The sequence below is a fragment of the Micromonospora sp. NPDC023966 genome (assembly GCF_040639095.1).
In the GTDB taxonomy this organism is placed as follows: Bacteria; Actinomycetota; Actinomycetes; order Mycobacteriales; family Micromonosporaceae; genus Micromonospora.
On record NZ_JBEZZJ010000032.1, the window covers coordinates 1 to 14,517 of the forward strand.

The 14,517-nt window shown below is 74.1% G+C and carries 13 protein-coding genes; 7 read left to right on the forward strand and 6 right to left on the reverse strand.

What is annotated here, in order from left to right:
- Positions 1–740: 740 nt before the first annotated feature.
- From AB0F68_RS28130 to AB0F68_RS28140, 3 genes are all read right to left on the reverse strand, one after another.
- Positions 741–998, reverse strand: coding sequence for a hypothetical protein (locus AB0F68_RS28130; protein ID WP_357343622.1), 258 nt, complete (start codon positions 996–998; stop codon positions 741–743).
- 41 nt (positions 999–1,039) lie between these two features.
- Positions 1,040–1,600: an alpha-ketoglutarate-dependent dioxygenase AlkB gene (locus AB0F68_RS28135; protein ID WP_357343738.1), complete on the reverse strand. Its 561-nt coding sequence runs from the start codon at positions 1,598–1,600 to the stop codon at positions 1,040–1,042.
- A gap of 69 nt (positions 1,601–1,669) precedes the next feature.
- A complete protein-coding gene (locus tag AB0F68_RS28140; RefSeq protein ID WP_357343624.1) occupies positions 1,670–2,140 on the reverse strand; it encodes a hypothetical protein in 471 nt (156 codons plus the stop codon).
- Between the two features lie 271 nt (positions 2,141–2,411).
- Between AB0F68_RS28140 and AB0F68_RS28145 the strand changes: the two genes are divergently transcribed.
- From AB0F68_RS28145 to AB0F68_RS28160, 4 genes are all read left to right on the forward strand, one after another.
- Positions 2,412–2,855, forward strand: a complete 444-nt coding sequence (locus AB0F68_RS28145) for a PRC-barrel domain-containing protein (RefSeq protein WP_357343626.1) — start codon at positions 2,412–2,414, stop codon at positions 2,853–2,855.
- A 307-nt stretch (positions 2,856–3,162) separates the two neighbouring features.
- Positions 3,163–4,221, forward strand: coding sequence for a tryptophan--tRNA ligase (gene trpS / locus AB0F68_RS28150; protein ID WP_357343628.1), 1,059 nt, complete (start codon positions 3,163–3,165; stop codon positions 4,219–4,221).
- Positions 4,222–4,504: 283 nt separating this feature from the next.
- A complete protein-coding gene (gene argS, locus AB0F68_RS28155) occupies positions 4,505–6,223 on the forward strand; it encodes an arginine--tRNA ligase (RefSeq protein WP_357343630.1) in 1,719 nt (572 codons plus the stop codon).
- A 75-nt stretch (positions 6,224–6,298) separates the two neighbouring features.
- Complete coding sequence (locus AB0F68_RS28160; RefSeq protein WP_357343632.1) at positions 6,299–6,754, forward strand: DUF6098 family protein; 456 nt, start codon at positions 6,299–6,301, stop codon at positions 6,752–6,754.
- An 8-nt stretch (positions 6,755–6,762) separates the two neighbouring features.
- Here AB0F68_RS28160 and AB0F68_RS28165 read toward each other — a convergent pair whose 3' ends face one another.
- The 3 genes from AB0F68_RS28165 to AB0F68_RS28175 are packed head-to-tail and all read right to left on the reverse strand — an operon-like array spanning position 6,763 to position 10,345.
- Positions 6,763–7,878, reverse strand: a complete 1,116-nt coding sequence (locus AB0F68_RS28165) for an XdhC/CoxI family protein (RefSeq protein ID WP_357343634.1) — start codon at positions 7,876–7,878, stop codon at positions 6,763–6,765.
- Positions 7,871–8,467, reverse strand: coding sequence for an NTP transferase domain-containing protein (locus AB0F68_RS28170; RefSeq protein WP_357343636.1), 597 nt, complete (start codon positions 8,465–8,467; stop codon positions 7,871–7,873). The genes AB0F68_RS28165 and AB0F68_RS28170 overlap by 8 nt, the downstream gene beginning before the upstream one ends.
- Positions 8,468–10,345 (reverse strand): BTAD domain-containing putative transcriptional regulator, encoded by a 1,878-nt coding sequence (locus AB0F68_RS28175; RefSeq protein ID WP_357343638.1) that lies wholly within the window; start codon positions 10,343–10,345, stop codon positions 8,468–8,470. It abuts the gene before it with no gap.
- A gap of 202 nt (positions 10,346–10,547) precedes the next feature.
- Here AB0F68_RS28175 and AB0F68_RS28180 point away from each other — a divergent pair, with 202 nt between their 5' ends.
- From AB0F68_RS28180 to AB0F68_RS28190, 3 genes are read left to right on the forward strand one after another with little or no spacing between them, the layout of a single operon-like run.
- The gene (locus tag AB0F68_RS28180; protein WP_357343640.1) at positions 10,548–11,534 is read left to right on the forward strand and encodes a DUF1702 family protein; all 987 of its coding nucleotides are present in this window, start codon (positions 10,548–10,550) and stop codon (positions 11,532–11,534) included.
- Between the two features lie 59 nt (positions 11,535–11,593).
- Positions 11,594–13,492 carry a CRTAC1 family protein gene (locus tag AB0F68_RS28185; protein WP_357343642.1) on the forward strand — a complete coding sequence of 633 codons (1,899 nt, stop codon included), beginning with the start codon at positions 11,594–11,596 and terminating at the stop codon, positions 13,490–13,492.
- 28 nt (positions 13,493–13,520) lie between these two features.
- Complete coding sequence (locus AB0F68_RS28190) at positions 13,521–14,510, forward strand: enediyne biosynthesis protein UnbU (protein WP_357343644.1); 990 nt, start codon at positions 13,521–13,523, stop codon at positions 14,508–14,510.
- The last annotated feature ends 7 nt before the right edge of the window (positions 14,511–14,517 follow it).

The window sequence follows — 14,517 nt, forward strand, 5'->3', positions numbered from 1 at the left end:
AACCAAAAGCCTGACCAGTCCGGGGTATAAATCAATTTGGCACTGGCTTAACAAGCACCCTGTTGAGTTCTCAAAGAACAACCACACACCATCCGGAAACCCCGCACCAGCAGGACCCCCCATCCGGGGCATTTCGTTCAACCGCCCGCCGCTCTCGCGCCGGGCACTTTTACTACGTTACCTCACCGTCTCTGCCGTGTCAAAACCGTGTGTCCCGGTCTGTCACGCTTCGTACGGGTCAGCACCGCTGAACTCGCGCAGCGGCGAACCGCTGTGCTTGGTCATCGGATTTAACAGGCCGGCCGCTGCGGTTTCCCGCTAGCTCGCCCGGTGCCCTGCCGGTCGTCAACCTTACCCGGTCGGTTCCGCTCCGCCAAATCCGCCCTGCGGCGTTTCGGCGGGCCCCGCCCGGTCCGGCTCCGTGGAGAGGTGCAACCCCTTCGGACCCGGTGCCATTCCCGGCTCGTGACACCCAGGACCTTCGTCCTGTTTGCCCCGTTCCGCGCTGGCAGAGAGAAAGTTACGCGGGTTCGGGTTTGATCGTCAAATCCAGGGGTGGCGTCCCGCGTCACATCATCACCGCAGGACTATCTTCCCTGCTCAACGATGCTACGACGGGGATTCCCCGGTCCGGTCCGGCCGGACGACCCGCGTACAGGAGGCACAGCGCTCCAGGCCTCGGCATTCCCGGCCGGCGGCGAAATCCCCGCAGTTCGCGAGGCGGCGGCGTCGGGTGGCGCTCAGTCGGTGGTCGTCCGGCGCGGGGCCGCGAGCCAGCCTCGGACGCCGAGCACCCCGACGGTCGTGCCGATCGCCAGCGACGCCGCGATGAGCAGCGCGTGCACCCAGAGGAAGCTGGTCGGGCTGCCCTCGCCGACCGTGCCGGCCGACCACGCCCGCGGGTCGTTCCAGATGGCGACCGCGAACCTCGGCCAGATCACCCAGGTCCAGACCCCGACCCCGACCAGGAACAGTGACCAGCCACGCGACAGCACCATGGCTGGCCAGTATGCCAGCGAAGTGTCGGCCGGGGCCGCGGTCAGGAGTGTGCGGACCCGAGGATGCGGAAGGTCAGCGGATAGCGCAGCGCCGGCACCGGCGGGATGCTGTGCTGCCAGGTCGACCGGGCCGCCCCGGTCAGCACATAGCCCGAGCGGGGGGCCAGCTCCAGCTCATACACCCGGCGGTTCTCCCCGCTGCCCCGCTGGAACCGCAACAGGCACGCGGAGCCCAGCGACAGGCCGACGACGGTCGGCCCGAAGGCGGGCGCGTCGCGGTGCCAGCCGATGACGGAGTCCGGCGGATAGCGGGTGACCAGGGTCTGGGCGAGCGCCTCCGGGTCGACCCCGGCGAGCGCCGCGCAACGCTCGCGGACCCCGCGCAACGCCACCGGGAGGGCTTCGGTGGCGGTGAGCTGGAATGAGCCGTAGTCGTAGTCGTAGCCGAAGTGCCGGACGGTGCGGCGGGCGATCTGCCCGTGCATTCGGACCTCGCGGAAGTCGAGCGCGTCGAGGGTGGCGAGCAGGGAGCGTTCCTCGTCGTCGTCGACCAGGTCCGGCTGGTAGGTGAGCCCCGCCGGCCGCTCGTGGATTCCCCGCATCCTGCCCACCAGGCGAACCTAACGGCGGGCCGGGCCGCGCGCCGCGCGAACCCGGGCCGCCGCACGGGGTCAGAAGCAGGTGACCGCCCCACCGATCGCGGGGTTCGCCCGGTCGTGGTGGTGTACCGCGCCGGAGGGGTCGGTCATCGACCCGCCCCAGATCACGCAGCCGGCGCCCAGGTACCGGTGGACCGGGCCGGCGGCGTAGCGCCGGCTGCCCTCGTCGACGCCGAAGGTGGTCCACTCCGGGTCCAGGTAGACCCGGGTCCCGGTGAGCGTGCCGACGTACGCGGACTTGACGGTGACCGTGCAGCCGTATCCGGTGAAGGGGTTGCGCAGCAGGTGAACGGTGCCGAGCCGCGCGCCGGTGGCGTCGTGGATCGGGTCCTGGTCGACCGCGGCGAAGCCGGGACCGCAGAGCGCCTCCGGGGTGTACGGGTTGACCACCGCAGCCTGCGCGCCGGTGCCCGCCACGGGCACCAGGACGGCCGCCCCGGCCACCGCGATCCCGATTCGTCGAATGACCCGCTGCATCTGCATTCCCCTTCCTCGTGCCGACTGATGCGGGACCAGAATGGTGTGGTCGCGGGCCCGGACGAATGTGCGTGATGGACACTCCGGCCCGCGTTCCGGTGTGCGAGCAGGCTGCGGAACGGCCGCTCACCTGGACGGGAGTGGCGCTTCGCATCGGCGGACACCGATTATGAGGTATCTCGCAGAAACGCTCCCGGATGAATTCGAAATTGCATTCGTGTTTCCCGCATTCGGTCGGAGGGCACTGTTCCAGCAGGACGACACGGAGGTGGTCACCATGCAGCCGTTCAATCCGTGGACCTGGCGGGACCCGTCCGCCCTCGCCGGCGGCTACGAGCAGACCCGCCCGGACGACGTGCCGCGGCAGCGGTCGACGGGCGCCGACGACGGCCCTGACGCGCCCGGCCCCGGCACCCCGATCGACCTCACCGGCTACCGGGTGGAGGCGACCGACGGCCGGATCGGCGCGATCGACGAGGCGAGCGAGGACGCGGGCGCCGGCTACCTGGTGGTGGACACCGGGCCGTGGATCTTCGGCCGGAAGGTGCTGCTGCCGGCCGGCACGGTGGCCCGGGTCGACCACCTGGAGCGCGTAGTCCACGTGGACCGGACCCGGGAACAGGTCAAGGAGTCACCGGCCTTCGACCCGGACGGCTTCCGCCGCGCCGAGTATCGCGAGCAGGTCGGCAGCTACTACGCCGAGAGCTACCGGCGGGACTGATCAGGGCGTTCCGGTCTGCGTACAGAGCGATGGACCGGCTACCGTGTCAGGCATGGTCCGGCCGAGCACTTGCGCCCCGGAGACCCTCGACGGTCTCCCGGCGGCTGCCGCTCCGGTTCTCCCGGCCCGTGTCGACGACGGTCGGGAGCAGATCCTCGACGTCCTCCGTGCCGGTGGGCTGCGGTTCCGCGCCGGCGGGCGATGGCGGCGCTCGCACTGACGAGCCAACCCCACTGATCCGGGCACACCCCGGGTCTTCTCCGCGCGCCCGCGCGTCCTTACCGAACAGCACGAGAGGCATACGACCATGTCCGCAGCACGGATGCTCACCGGTGACCGCCCGACCGGGCGGCTGCACCTCGGCCACTACGTCGGCAGCATCGCCAACCGGGTGAAGCTGCACCAGCGCTACGAGAGCTTCTTCATCATCGCCGACCTGCACATGCTCACCACGCGCAACAGTCGCGAGGACATCGAGCAGGTCTCCCGCAACGCCCGCGAGATGGTCACCGACATCCTCGCCGCCGGCGTCGAGCCGGACCGGGCCACCTTCTACCTCCAGTCGGCAATCCCCGAGGTCGGCGACCTGAACACCCTGTTCCAGAACCTGGTCACCGTGCCCCGGCTGGAACGGGTCCCGTCGCTCAAGGAGATGAGCCGGGACGCCGGCAAGGACGAGATGCCCTACGGGCTGCTCGGCTATCCCGTCCTCCAGGCCGCCGACATCCTCTGCGTGAAGGGGCAGGTCGTGCCGGTGGGGAAGGACAACGCCGCGCACGTGGAGGTGACCCGGGAGATCGCCCGGCGCTTCAACCACCTCTACGGCCAGGTCTTCCCGGTGCCGGAGATGATCATGTCGGAGACGCCCACCCTGGTCGGCACCGACGGCGCGGGGAAGATGAGCAAGAGCAAGGGGAACGCCATCGCGCTCTCCGACGACCCGGCCACCGTGCGGCGCAAGGTGATGGGGATGTACACCGACCCGAACCGGGTCCGGGCCGACGTGCCCGGCACGGTCGAGGGGAACCCGGTCTTCGCGTACCACGACGTGTTCCACCCGGACCGGGCGAAGGTCGACGAGCTCAAGGCACGCTACCGGGCCGGCCGGGTCGGCGACGTCGAGGTCAAGGAGGAACTGGCGGGCGCGCTCAACCGGTTCCTCGACCCGATCCGGGAGCGGCGGGCCCGGTTCAAGGGGCAGCCCGGCCTGGTCGACGAGCTGATCTTCGAGGGCACCGAGCGGACCCGCGCCGAGGTGCGCCGCACCCTGGTCGAGGTCCGCCGGGGCATGGGCCTCACCAGCGCGTACACCCAGGTGCGGCGGCGGGCCGAGCGCTACCGCAAGGCCGTCGGCACGCCGGCCTGAGATTCCGGGTACGCCGGCCGGCCGGCCCGGGTACGGCCTTGCGCCGCCCCCGGGCCGGCCCGCTAGGCTGCTCGCATGACCAGCTCGCACGCGTTCCCGACGGCGTCGCCCGACGTCCTGTTCGGCGCGCTGCGACGCCGGCGGTCCCGCGACCGCCTGCGCTGAGCATTCCTCACCTGCGACCGGCGGATCGAGCCGCCGGTCATCTCCGATCGTCCTCGGTCCGCCCGCATCCCCTTCCGGTGATCCGCGTGAGGCGGATCCGAGCGAGATCGGCGTACCCATGGATCTGGAGAAACTGCTGACCGACCGGCTGGCGCCGGCGTTCGCGACGGTGGCCGGCGGGCCGGTGGACCCGGTCGTGCGGCGCTCCCAGCGCGCGGACTTCCAGTCCGACGCGGCGCTGGCGCTGGCCCGGCGGCTCGGCCGGCCGCCGCGCGCCATCGCCACCGAGGTGCTGGAGCGCGCGGAGCTGGCCGACCTGTGCAGCGCCACGGAGGTCTCCGGCCCGGGCTTCCTCAACCTGACCGTGGCCGACGGCGCCCTGGCCGGGCTGGTCTCCGCGCTGGCCACCGACCCGCGGCTCGGGGTGCCGGTGGCCGCCGCGCCGGAGACCGTGGTGGTCGACTACTCGGCGCCGAACGTGGCGAAGGAGATGCACGTCGGGCACCTGCGTTCGACGGTGATCGGGGACGCGGCGGCCCGGCTGCTGGAGTGGCTGGGGCACCGGGTGCTGCGGGCCAACCACCTGGGCGACTGGGGCACGCCCTTCGGCATGCTGATCGAGCACCTGGTCGACCTGGGCGAGGCCGAGGCGACGCAGGAGCTGTCGATGGGTGACCTGGACTCGTTCTACAAGGCGGCCCGGGCCAAGTTCGACGCCGACGCGGCGTTCCGCGAGCGGTCCCGGCTGCGGGTGGTGGCGTTGCAGGGCGGCGACCCGCCGACGCTGCGGCTGTGGCGGTTGCTCGTGGAGCAGTCCGAGCGCTACTTCCTGACCGTGTACGACCTGCTCGACGTGACCCTCACCGAGCGGGACTTCAACGGCGAGAGCAGCTACAACGACCTGCTCGCCCCGGTGGTCGAGGAGCTGGACCGGCTCGGGCTGCTGCGCGAGAGCGACGGCGCGGCCTGCGTGTTCCCGCCCGGCTCGGTGGGCCGGGACGGGGAGCCGCTGCCGTTGATCGTGCGCAAGTCCGACGGCGGGTACGGCTACCCGGCGACCGACCTGGCGGCGATCCGCCACCGGACCGGCACGCTGGGCGCGACCCGGATGCTCTACGTGGTCGGGCTGCCGCAGCGGCGGCACTTCGAGATGGTCTACGCCGCGGCCGCGCAGGCCGGCTGGCTGGCCCCGCCGGCGCGGGCCGAGCACGTCGGGTTCGGCTCGATCCTCGGGCCGGACGGGCGGATGCTGCGCAGCCGGGCCGGCGGGTCGGTGAAGCTGGTCGGGCTGCTGGAGGAGGCGGTGGCCCGGGCCACCGCGCTGGCCCGCGAGCGGAACCCGGAGCTGGGCGAGGCGGAGGCGGCCGAGGTGGGCCGGGCGGTCGGCATCGGCGCGGTCAAGTACGCGGACCTCTCCAGCGACCGGCACAAGGACTACGTGCTCGACTGGGAGCGGATGCTGTCGCTGGACGGCAACACCGCGCCCTACCTCCAGTACGCGTACTCCCGGATCCGGTCGATCTTCCGGCGGGCCGGGGTGGCGGCCCGGCCGGAGGCGGGGATCTCGCTCGCCGAGCCGGCCGAGCGGGCGCTCGCCTTCGAGCTGGTCGGCTTCGGGGCGGTGGTCGGCGCGGTGGCGGAGAACCTGGAGTTCCACCACCTGACCGGGTATCTGTCCCGGCTCGCCGGCGCGTTCAGCGCGTTCTACGAGCGCTGCCCCGTGCTGCGGGCCGACGAGCCGGTCCGGGAGAGCCGGCTCGCGCTCTGCGACCTGACCGCACGGGTGCTCGCGCAGGGCCTCTACCTGCTCGGCATCCGCACCCCGGAGCGGCTGTGACCCGAAACCGGGATGAATGGGCGACGCCCGGCCGGGCACATGGGGGTCATGCGCGACGTGCGGGAAGGTTCCGTGATGCCGGTGGTCGACGACCTGGACCGGCTCGTCGCCCTGATCCGGAACAGCGCGCCGGACGAGGAGCTGTACGTCCGGTGGTCCCAGGGCCCCGTCGCCGACCTGCCGGACGGGCCGGGGTCGGCGCAGTCGAGCCGTGATGCCCTGACCGGCATCGAGCTGCCCGGGCTCTCCGCCAACCCGCTCGCCGTCGAGCCCTGGTGGGGTGACCGCCCGCTGCGGCTCTGGGTGGCCCGCCGGCTCTACGACTACTGCCACCTGCGCGACCTGCGCGGGCCGGGGGTACGACCGTGGGTGCTGGTGGGCGAGCAGTGCGGGCGGGGACCGGACAACGAGCCGCTGGTGCAGTGCCGGCGCCCGGTGGCCTGGGTGTCGGAACGGGCGCTGCGCGAGGCCCACCGGGCGGTGGAGGCGCAGCCGTCCACGGAGTGGGGGCCGCTGCACCGGGCGGACTGACCGGTCCGCTAGGGATGCGGGACCCGGCCCCCGCCGTGGATGCTGCCGGACCGGGCGGAGAGCGGCGCGCCGCCACCGCCGCGGCGTACCGCCACGATCTCGGCGGCGATGCTGACCGCGGTCTCCTCCGGGCTCTGCCCGCCCAGGTCCAGGCCGATCGGGGCGTGCAGCCGGGCCAGCGCCGCCTCGCCCACCCCGGCCTCGCGCAGGCGGCGCCGCCGGTCCTCGGCGGTGCGCCGCGAGCCCATCGCCCCGACGTACGCCAGCGGCAGGTCCAGGGCGTGGCGCAGGACCGGCACGTCGAACCGGGCGTCATGGGTGAGCACGCAGACCACGGTCCGCTCGTCGACCCGGCCCGCCGCGGCCTCGGCGGCCAGGTAACGGTGCGGCCAGTCGACCACCACCTCGTGCGCCTGCGGGAACCGCCGGTCGGTGGCGAAGACCGGCCGGGCGTCGCAGACGGTCACCCGGTAGCCGAGGAACCGGCCGACGTGGGCCACCGCGGCCGCGAAGTCGATCGCCCCGAAGACCAGCATCCGGGCCGGCGCCGGATGGGCCACCACCAGCACGCACAGATTCTCGGCCGACCGGGGGCGGACCACTCCGGAACGGCCGGCGCGCAGCAGCGCCCGTGCCTCGGCGTCGACCGCCGCGTCCACGGCCGACGCGCCCAGGGTGCCGTGCCGGTCCTGCCCGGCCAGCACGATCCGCCGGCCCCGCCGCCCGGGCGGGCCGGCCACACAGGTGGCCACCGCCACCGGCCGGCCGGCGGCCACCTCGGCGGCGACCAGGTCGAGCTGCGGGAAGCTCGCCCGGTCGACCCGCTCGACGTACAGCTCGACGGTCCCGCCGCAGGTCAGGCCGGCGTCGAGGGCGTCGTCGTCGCTCACCCCGAAGCGGACCAGCCGGGGCGTGGCGTCGGCGACGACCTCCCGGCACAGTTCGTAGACCGCCGCCTCCATGCAGCCCCCGGAGACGCTGCCGGCCGCGCTGCCGTCCGGGCCGACCAGCAGCGCAGCACCCGGCCGGCGCGGGGCGCTGCGCCAGGTGCGGGTGACCGTGGCCATGCCGACCGGTGCCCCGGCACGCCACCAGCGCAGCAGGTCGGGCAGGACGTCACGCATCCGCCGGCCCCGGCGGCAGGTCCAGGTCGGCGTCGTCGGCCACGTCGGCGCAGTCGACCACCCGGACCTCGTCGTGGTGCGCGCGCAGGTAGTCACGGGCGCCGGTGTCGCCGACCGCGACCGCCGCCACGCCGGGCCAGTGCCGGCGGCCGAGCAGCACGGGATGCCCCCGGCGGCCGGCCGGGTAGCCGGCCGTCACCAGGCTGTCGGCGGTGGCGCGCCGGGCCACCCGGCGGACCGCCGCAGCGGTGACGCCGGGCAGGTCGACCAGGAGCACGACCGCCGCCGGGGCGTCGGTGCGGGCCAGCGCGGCCAGCCCGGCGCGCAGCGAGGAGCCCATCCCGCCGGCCCACTCCGGGTTGTCGACCAGCACCGCGCCGGACAGGTCGGCGCGGGCCCGCACCTCGGCCGCGGCCGCGCCGAGCACCACCACCGTGGGCGCGCAGCCGCCGTCGGCCAGCACCCCGGCCGCCCGCTCCACCAGCAGCCGGCCGTCGCCGTGCCGGACCAGCGCCTTCGGGCCGCCGTACCGGTGGCCCGCACCGGCCGCGAGCAGCACGCCGGCCGGCCGCACGGCGGGCGGGGACACTCAGCCCACCCGGCCGGACAGCGCCGGGGCGGCAGCGTACTGGCCTAGCTCGCCGGCGAGCAGCCGGGCGGCGAACTGGTGCACGGTGCGCAGCATCGTGTACGTGGGGCGGCCGGCGTGGTGGCGGACCGTCACCAGCGACTTGGCCACCAGGCCGTCGAGGACCACGCTGGTCCGCAGCCGCCACCAGGGCGCGGCGCCGCAGACCCGGTCCACCTCGTCGCGGCCGAAGAGCCGGGGCAGCGCGCCGAGCCGGACGAAGCACCAGCGCTCGGCCGGGGTGAGACAGTCCAGGCTGCGCTGGAGGGCGGCCGAGAGCGAGGTCTGGTGGGCCGGCTGGCCCCGCCGGCCGGGCCGGCGCAGCGTGGTCAGCGGATCGTCGAGCCGGCGCAGCAGCTCGTCGAGGCTCTCGTCGGCCATCCGGTCGGCGGCCAGCTCCACGGCGAGCGGGAGCCGGTCGAGCAGCCCGCAGATCACCGCCACCGTGCCGACCTCCTTGGCGCCCACCTCGAAGCCGGGACGCGCCTGGGCCGCCCGGCGGGCGAAGAGCTGCACGGCCGGCATCCCCCGCACGCCGTCCGGGCCGGTGCTGAGCGCCGGCAGCGGCGGCAGCCGCCACACCGACTCGTACGCCAGGCCGAGCGGCTCCCGGGAGGTGACCAGCGCCGACACCCGGCGGCCCACCTGCACGACGCCGTCGACCAGGCCGGCGCAGCTGTCGGTGAGGTGGTCGACGTTGTCCAGCACCAGGAGCAGGTGGCGGTCGGCCAGCAGCCGGGGCAGCCCGCCCCGCTCCGGCCCGGGCTGGCGGAGCAGCCGGCGGATCTCTCGGGTGACGTCGCCGGGCGTGCGGGCCGCGGCGAGGTCGACGGAGAGGACGCCGTCGGCGTACTCCGGGTGGGCCCGGCGGGCGGCGGCCAGGGCCAGCGCGGACTTGCCGCAGCCGGCCGGCCCGGCCACGGTGACCACCCGGTGGTCGGCGAGCAGCCCGGCGACCCGGGCCAGGTCGGTCTCCCGGCCGATCAGCTCGGTGGCGTCGGGGCGCGGGCCCCGCCAGGGCGGTCGGGGCCGGCTCACCACGCAGCCGGCCGGCGGGGTCTCGGGCCGGGCGGCGGCGGGCCCGTGCTGCAGCTCGCGATGGGCGGCGGTCAGCTCCGGGCCCGGCTCGATGCCCAGCTCGGCGGCGAGCCGGGCGCGGATCTCGGCGAACCGGTCCAGGGCCGCCGCCCGCCGGCCGGTGCGGGCCAGCACGGTGAGGTGCCGCGCCTGCACCGCCTCGTGCAGCGGCTCGGCGGCGGCGAGGTGCGTTGCGGTGGCCAGCACCTCGGTCGGCCGGTCCAGTTCGAGCCCGAGGGTGACCAGGTCGAGGCAGGCGCTGACCCATTCGCGGCGCAGCGCGGCGACCGCCTCCTCCCCGGGCAGCAGGGCCCGCAGGTCGGTCAGGTCGGGGTCGGTCCAGATGGCGGCGGCCGCGACCAGCAGCTCGAACGCGGCCGAGCGCCGGTCCCGGCGGACCAGCTCCCGGGCGGCCTCGGTGAGCCGGCGGAACCGGGCCAGGTCGACCTGGTCCGCGTAGAGCTGCAACCGGTACGCCCGGGGCGACGAGGCGATGACGTTGGTGCGGGCGTGCCGGGGCGAGCCCGGTTCCAGGGCCCGCCGCAGCCGCGCCACGTAGGTGTGCAGGAGGTGGCTGCCGCTGGGCGGGGGGTTCTCGCCCCACAGGGCCAGGCTGAGCGTGCCGACGGGGATGTTCTCGCCCACCTGCAGGGCCAGCAGGGCGAGCAGGGCACGCTGCTTCGACGGGCCGAGATCCACCGGGGCGGTGCCGTCGTGGACCTGGACCGTGCCGAGCACGGTGACCGACAGCTGACGTTTCACGGGATCGGTGATCCTTCCGGTCGCCTGTCTCCACAGCAGCGTAGGCACTACGGCGATCACTTTCCAGACATGGATCGTTGCGGCACGTGAGCGTCCCACTATATGCGCTTCAAGAATGCTGCATACCGCTCGTGTCAGGCTGCTTCATGTTTGCCGCCCCCGGCGTGGAACTTGCGCCGGGCGCAGACCAAGGGGGAGCCACATGACATCGACGCTCGCGCGGGACGCGGTGCACCGACCCGGCGGCTGGCGGAGCCGGCTGGCCCTGAGTCCGGATCTGGTCGACTTCGCCAACCGGGGTTTCCGGACCGATCGGCCCGAGACGAGAGCGGTGCTGGAACGCGCCGCCACCGCCTTCCTGAACGGCTACAACCGGGGCCTAGACACGCCCTACGGGCAGCCCACCACACTGGACGGCATCCCCGCTGAGCTGCGCGGATTCGCCGCCGAGGGGTCGGCCATGTCGGCCGTCCTGCTGGATCGGCTGTCCCCGCGGCGGCACGGCCGCTTCGCCGCCCAACTGCGCGGGCACCCGCGCCACGACTATCTGCTGCACGTCGGTGCGGGCTGGGCGCTGGCCAAGCTGGACGCCATCTCGGCCGGGGCGCTGGGACGGCTCGGCCGGCTCGGCTCGGAGAATGGCCTGCTCCGCTGGCTGGCGTACGACGGCTATGGCTTTTTCAAGGTCTTTTTCGTCAAGGATCCGACTCTCGCCGGCTGGCGCCGGCACCGGAAGCCCTGCGACCCGACGTGCGCCATCCGCTACCAGGGGCTGGGCCGCTGTCTCTGGTTCCGCGACTGCGGAGACCCGGCCGCCCTGGCCGAGCGGATCGCCGGCCTGCCGGCCTCGCACCGCGGCGACGTGTGGAGCGGCGTCGGTCTCGCCGCCACGTACGCCAACGGGGTTCCGCCGGACGACCACGCCCTGCTGCTCCGGCTCGCCGGCAACCACCGGCCGGCCCTGGCCCAGGGCGCCGCGTTCGCGGCGGAGGCCCGCCGGGCGGACGGCACGGCCGGCCCGGCGGTCGACGCCACCGCCCGGACCCTGACCGGGGTGTCCGCGGACACCGCCGCCGAGTGGACCTGGCAGGCCCGGCACGGCCTGGACCGGGCCGGCGCCACCCCGGCCGACTACGGCGAGTGGCGCGCCCGCGTCCAGCGGCTCGCCGCCCGGCACGTCGCCGGCTGAAGCGGGCGTCCACCGCCGATCCCGCGCCCCATCCGCTGAACCTGCGACAAGGAGCTTCCATGCCCAGTCCCCATCGCGCCCGCAGGATCATCGCCCCGCTGCTGGCCGTCCTGATCGCCACCACCCTCGGGCTGGCCAGCCAGCTGCCGGACGCGAGCGCCGCCGACCGCCGGACGCTCGCCGGGCGGTTCGCCTTCACGGTCGACGACCTGAACTCCGACCCGGCCGGCGCCCGCACCCAGCGGACCGTGGAACCCGCCCTGGAACACCTGCGGGCCTGGATCTCCTCCGTCGGCGCCGGGGCGGCGCTGGCCGACCTTGACGGGGACGGCCTGCCCAACGACACCTGCCTGGTCGACCCGCGGGACGACTCGGTGAGCGTCACCCCGACCCCGGACCGGGCCGCCCGCTACCCGGCCTTCCCGCTGCGGCCCGCCGGAGTGCCGTACGACGCGCGGATCACCGCGCCGATGGGCTGCGCGACCGCCGACCTGAACGAGGACGGCCGGCTCGACGTGCTGGTCTACTTCTGGGGCCGGGCGCCGCTGGCCTGGCTGCAACGCGCCGACGTGCCGTTCGGGCCGGCCGCGTTCACCGCCGTCGACGTCACCGACCGCCCCACCGAGCTGTGGAACAGCACCACCGCCAACGTGCTCGACCTGGACGGCGACGGCCACCTCGACATCGTGGTCGGCAACTACTTCCCGGACGGGGCGCGGGTGCTCGACCCGGCCGCGAAGGACGACCCGCGGATGCGGATGCAGGACTCGATGTCCTGGGCCCGCAACGGCGGACGCAACCGGATCCTGCGCTTCACCGGGCTGACCCCGGTCGCCGGCGGCCCGGCCCGCCCCGCGTACGCGGACGCCTCCGCGGCGCTCACCGACGAGCAGGCCCGCTCCTGGACCCTGGCCATCGGCGGGCAGGACCTGGACGGCGACAACCTGCCCGAGGTGTACGTGGCCAACGACTTCGGCCGGGACTACCTGCTGCACAACGTCTCGCAGCCCGGCCGGATCCGGTTCACCGAGCTGCCCGGGCGGCGCGACGCGGACATGCCGAAGTCCAAGGTGCTCGGCAACGACTCGTTCAAGAGCATGGGCGTCACCTTCACCGACCTCAACGCCGACCTGCGGCCGGACATCCTGGTCAGCAACATCACCACCCCGTACGCGCTCCAGGAGAGCAACTTCGCGTTCGTCAGCACCGACGCCGCCCCGCTCACCGACCACGCCCCCTACCGGGACGAGAGCCAGCGGCTGGGGCTGGCCCGCACCGGCTGGGCCTGGGACATCAAGGTGGCCGACTTCGACGGCGACGGCACCGACGAGATCGTCCAGGCGCTGGGCTTCCTGCGCGGCCGGGTGAACCGCTGGGCCGAGCTGCAGGAGCTGGCCATGGGCAACGACGTCTTCCTCCAGTACCCGTACGCCTGGCCGAACTTCCGGGACGGCGACGACATCGCCGGGCACCAGCGCAACCCGTTCTTCGTCCGGGGCGACGACGGCCGCTACGTGGACGTCTCCGACCGGCTCGCCTTCCGGCAGCACGCCACCACCCGCGGCCTGGCCGTCGGCGACGTCGACCACGACGGGCGGCTCGACCTGGTGGTGGCCAACCAGTGGGCCCGGTCGCAGTTCCTGCACAACACCGGCCCGGCCCGGGCCCACCTCGGCCTGCAACTGCTGCTCCCGGCGACCGGCCCGGGCGGCCGGCCCCGGCCCGCGGTCGGCGCGACGGTCCAGGTGCGCCGTGCCGACGGCACCCCGCTGACCGCCCAGCTCTACCCCGCCAACGGTCACACCGGCGGCAACTCCCCCGACCTGCTCTTCGGGCTCGGCGACTCGTCCGGCCCGGCCACCGTCACGGTGACCTGGCGCGACGCCGCCGGCCAGCACGCCATGACCAGGTCCCTGAACCCCGGGTGGCACAGCCTCGTGCTCACCCCGACCGCGTAGCCGACCGTCGAGCCACAGGAGGTCGACCGTGTCCGAACAGGCCACTCCATGTACGGCGAACCGACCGGACCCACGGATCACGGCGCTGCGCCGGTTCGCGCTGTCCATCACCGTCTTCAACATCGTCGGGCACCTGCTGCTCGGCTTCGAGCAGGCGTACGTCACGCCGGTCGTGGCGGTGCTCACCGCGTACGCGGTGGACCTGCTGCTGGAGACCGTCGAGGCGCGCGCCACCGGGCGCCCCGAGCGCTACCGGGGCGGGCCCGTGGCGCTGCTGAACTTCCTGCTGCCCGCGCACATCGCCGGCCTGGCCTGCGCCATGCTGCTCTACGGCAACCAGAGCCTGGCGCCCACCATGTTCGCCGCCGCGGTCGCGGTGAGCAGCAAGTACGTCATCCGGCTGCGGGTCCGGGGCAGCCTGCGGCACGTGCTCAACCCGAGCAACTTCGGCATCAGCGTGACGCTGATCCTGTTCAGCTGGGTCAGCATCGCCCCGCCGTACCACTTCAGCGAGGACGTGGACGGGCCGGTCGACGTGGTGATCCCGCTGGCCATCCTGGCCGCCGGCACCATGCTCAACGGCAAGCTGACCCGGCGGCTGCCGCTGATCCTGGGCTGGGCCGGCGGCTTCGTCCTCCAAGCGCTGCTGCGCTCGGTGTTCTTCGACGCGCACCTGGCCGCCGCGCTGCTGCCGATGACCGGGATCGCCTTCGTCCTCTTCACCAACTACATGATCACCGACCCGGGCACGACGCCGGCCGCCCCGCGCCGGCAGGTGATGTTCGGCCTGGCCACGGCAGCCGTCTACGGGCTGCTGGTGCTCGCCCACATCACCTTCGGCCTGTTCTTCGCGCTGGTCATCGTCTGCGGGCTGCGCGCCCTGGTGATCCTCGGCGCCAACCTGCGCGACCGGGCCGACGGCGCCCCCGCGCCGGGCGCGGACCGGCCCGCCGGGACCCCACCGGCCGAGGCCGCACCCGTCGGCGTGGGTCAGTTGCCGGTGCCCGCCGCCAGGTGACCCACCC

Coding starts and splice junctions, on each gene's coding strand:
- AB0F68_RS28180 (WP_357343640.1), top strand. CDS start 10,548: ATGACATCGACGCTCGCGCGGGACGCGGTGCACCGACCCGGCGGCTGG.
- AB0F68_RS28130 (WP_357343622.1), bottom strand. CDS start 998: ATGGTGCTGTCGCGTGGCTGGTCACTGTTCCTGGTCGGGGTCGGGGTC.
- AB0F68_RS28185 (WP_357343642.1), top strand. CDS start 11,594: ATGCCCAGTCCCCATCGCGCCCGCAGGATCATCGCCCCGCTGCTGGCC.
- trpS (WP_357343628.1), top strand. CDS start 3,163: ATGTCCGCAGCACGGATGCTCACCGGTGACCGCCCGACCGGGCGGCTG.
- AB0F68_RS28135 (WP_357343738.1), bottom strand. CDS start 1,600: ATGCGGGGAATCCACGAGCGGCCGGCGGGGCTCACCTACCAGCCGGAC.
- AB0F68_RS28165 (WP_357343634.1), bottom strand. CDS start 7,878: ATGCGTGACGTCCTGCCCGACCTGCTGCGCTGGTGGCGTGCCGGGGCA.
- AB0F68_RS28145 (WP_357343626.1), top strand. CDS start 2,412: ATGCAGCCGTTCAATCCGTGGACCTGGCGGGACCCGTCCGCCCTCGCC.
- argS (WP_357343630.1), top strand. CDS start 4,505: ATGGATCTGGAGAAACTGCTGACCGACCGGCTGGCGCCGGCGTTCGCG.
- AB0F68_RS28140 (WP_357343624.1), bottom strand. CDS start 2,140: ATGCAGATGCAGCGGGTCATTCGACGAATCGGGATCGCGGTGGCCGGG.
- AB0F68_RS28160 (WP_357343632.1), top strand. CDS start 6,299: ATGCCGGTGGTCGACGACCTGGACCGGCTCGTCGCCCTGATCCGGAAC.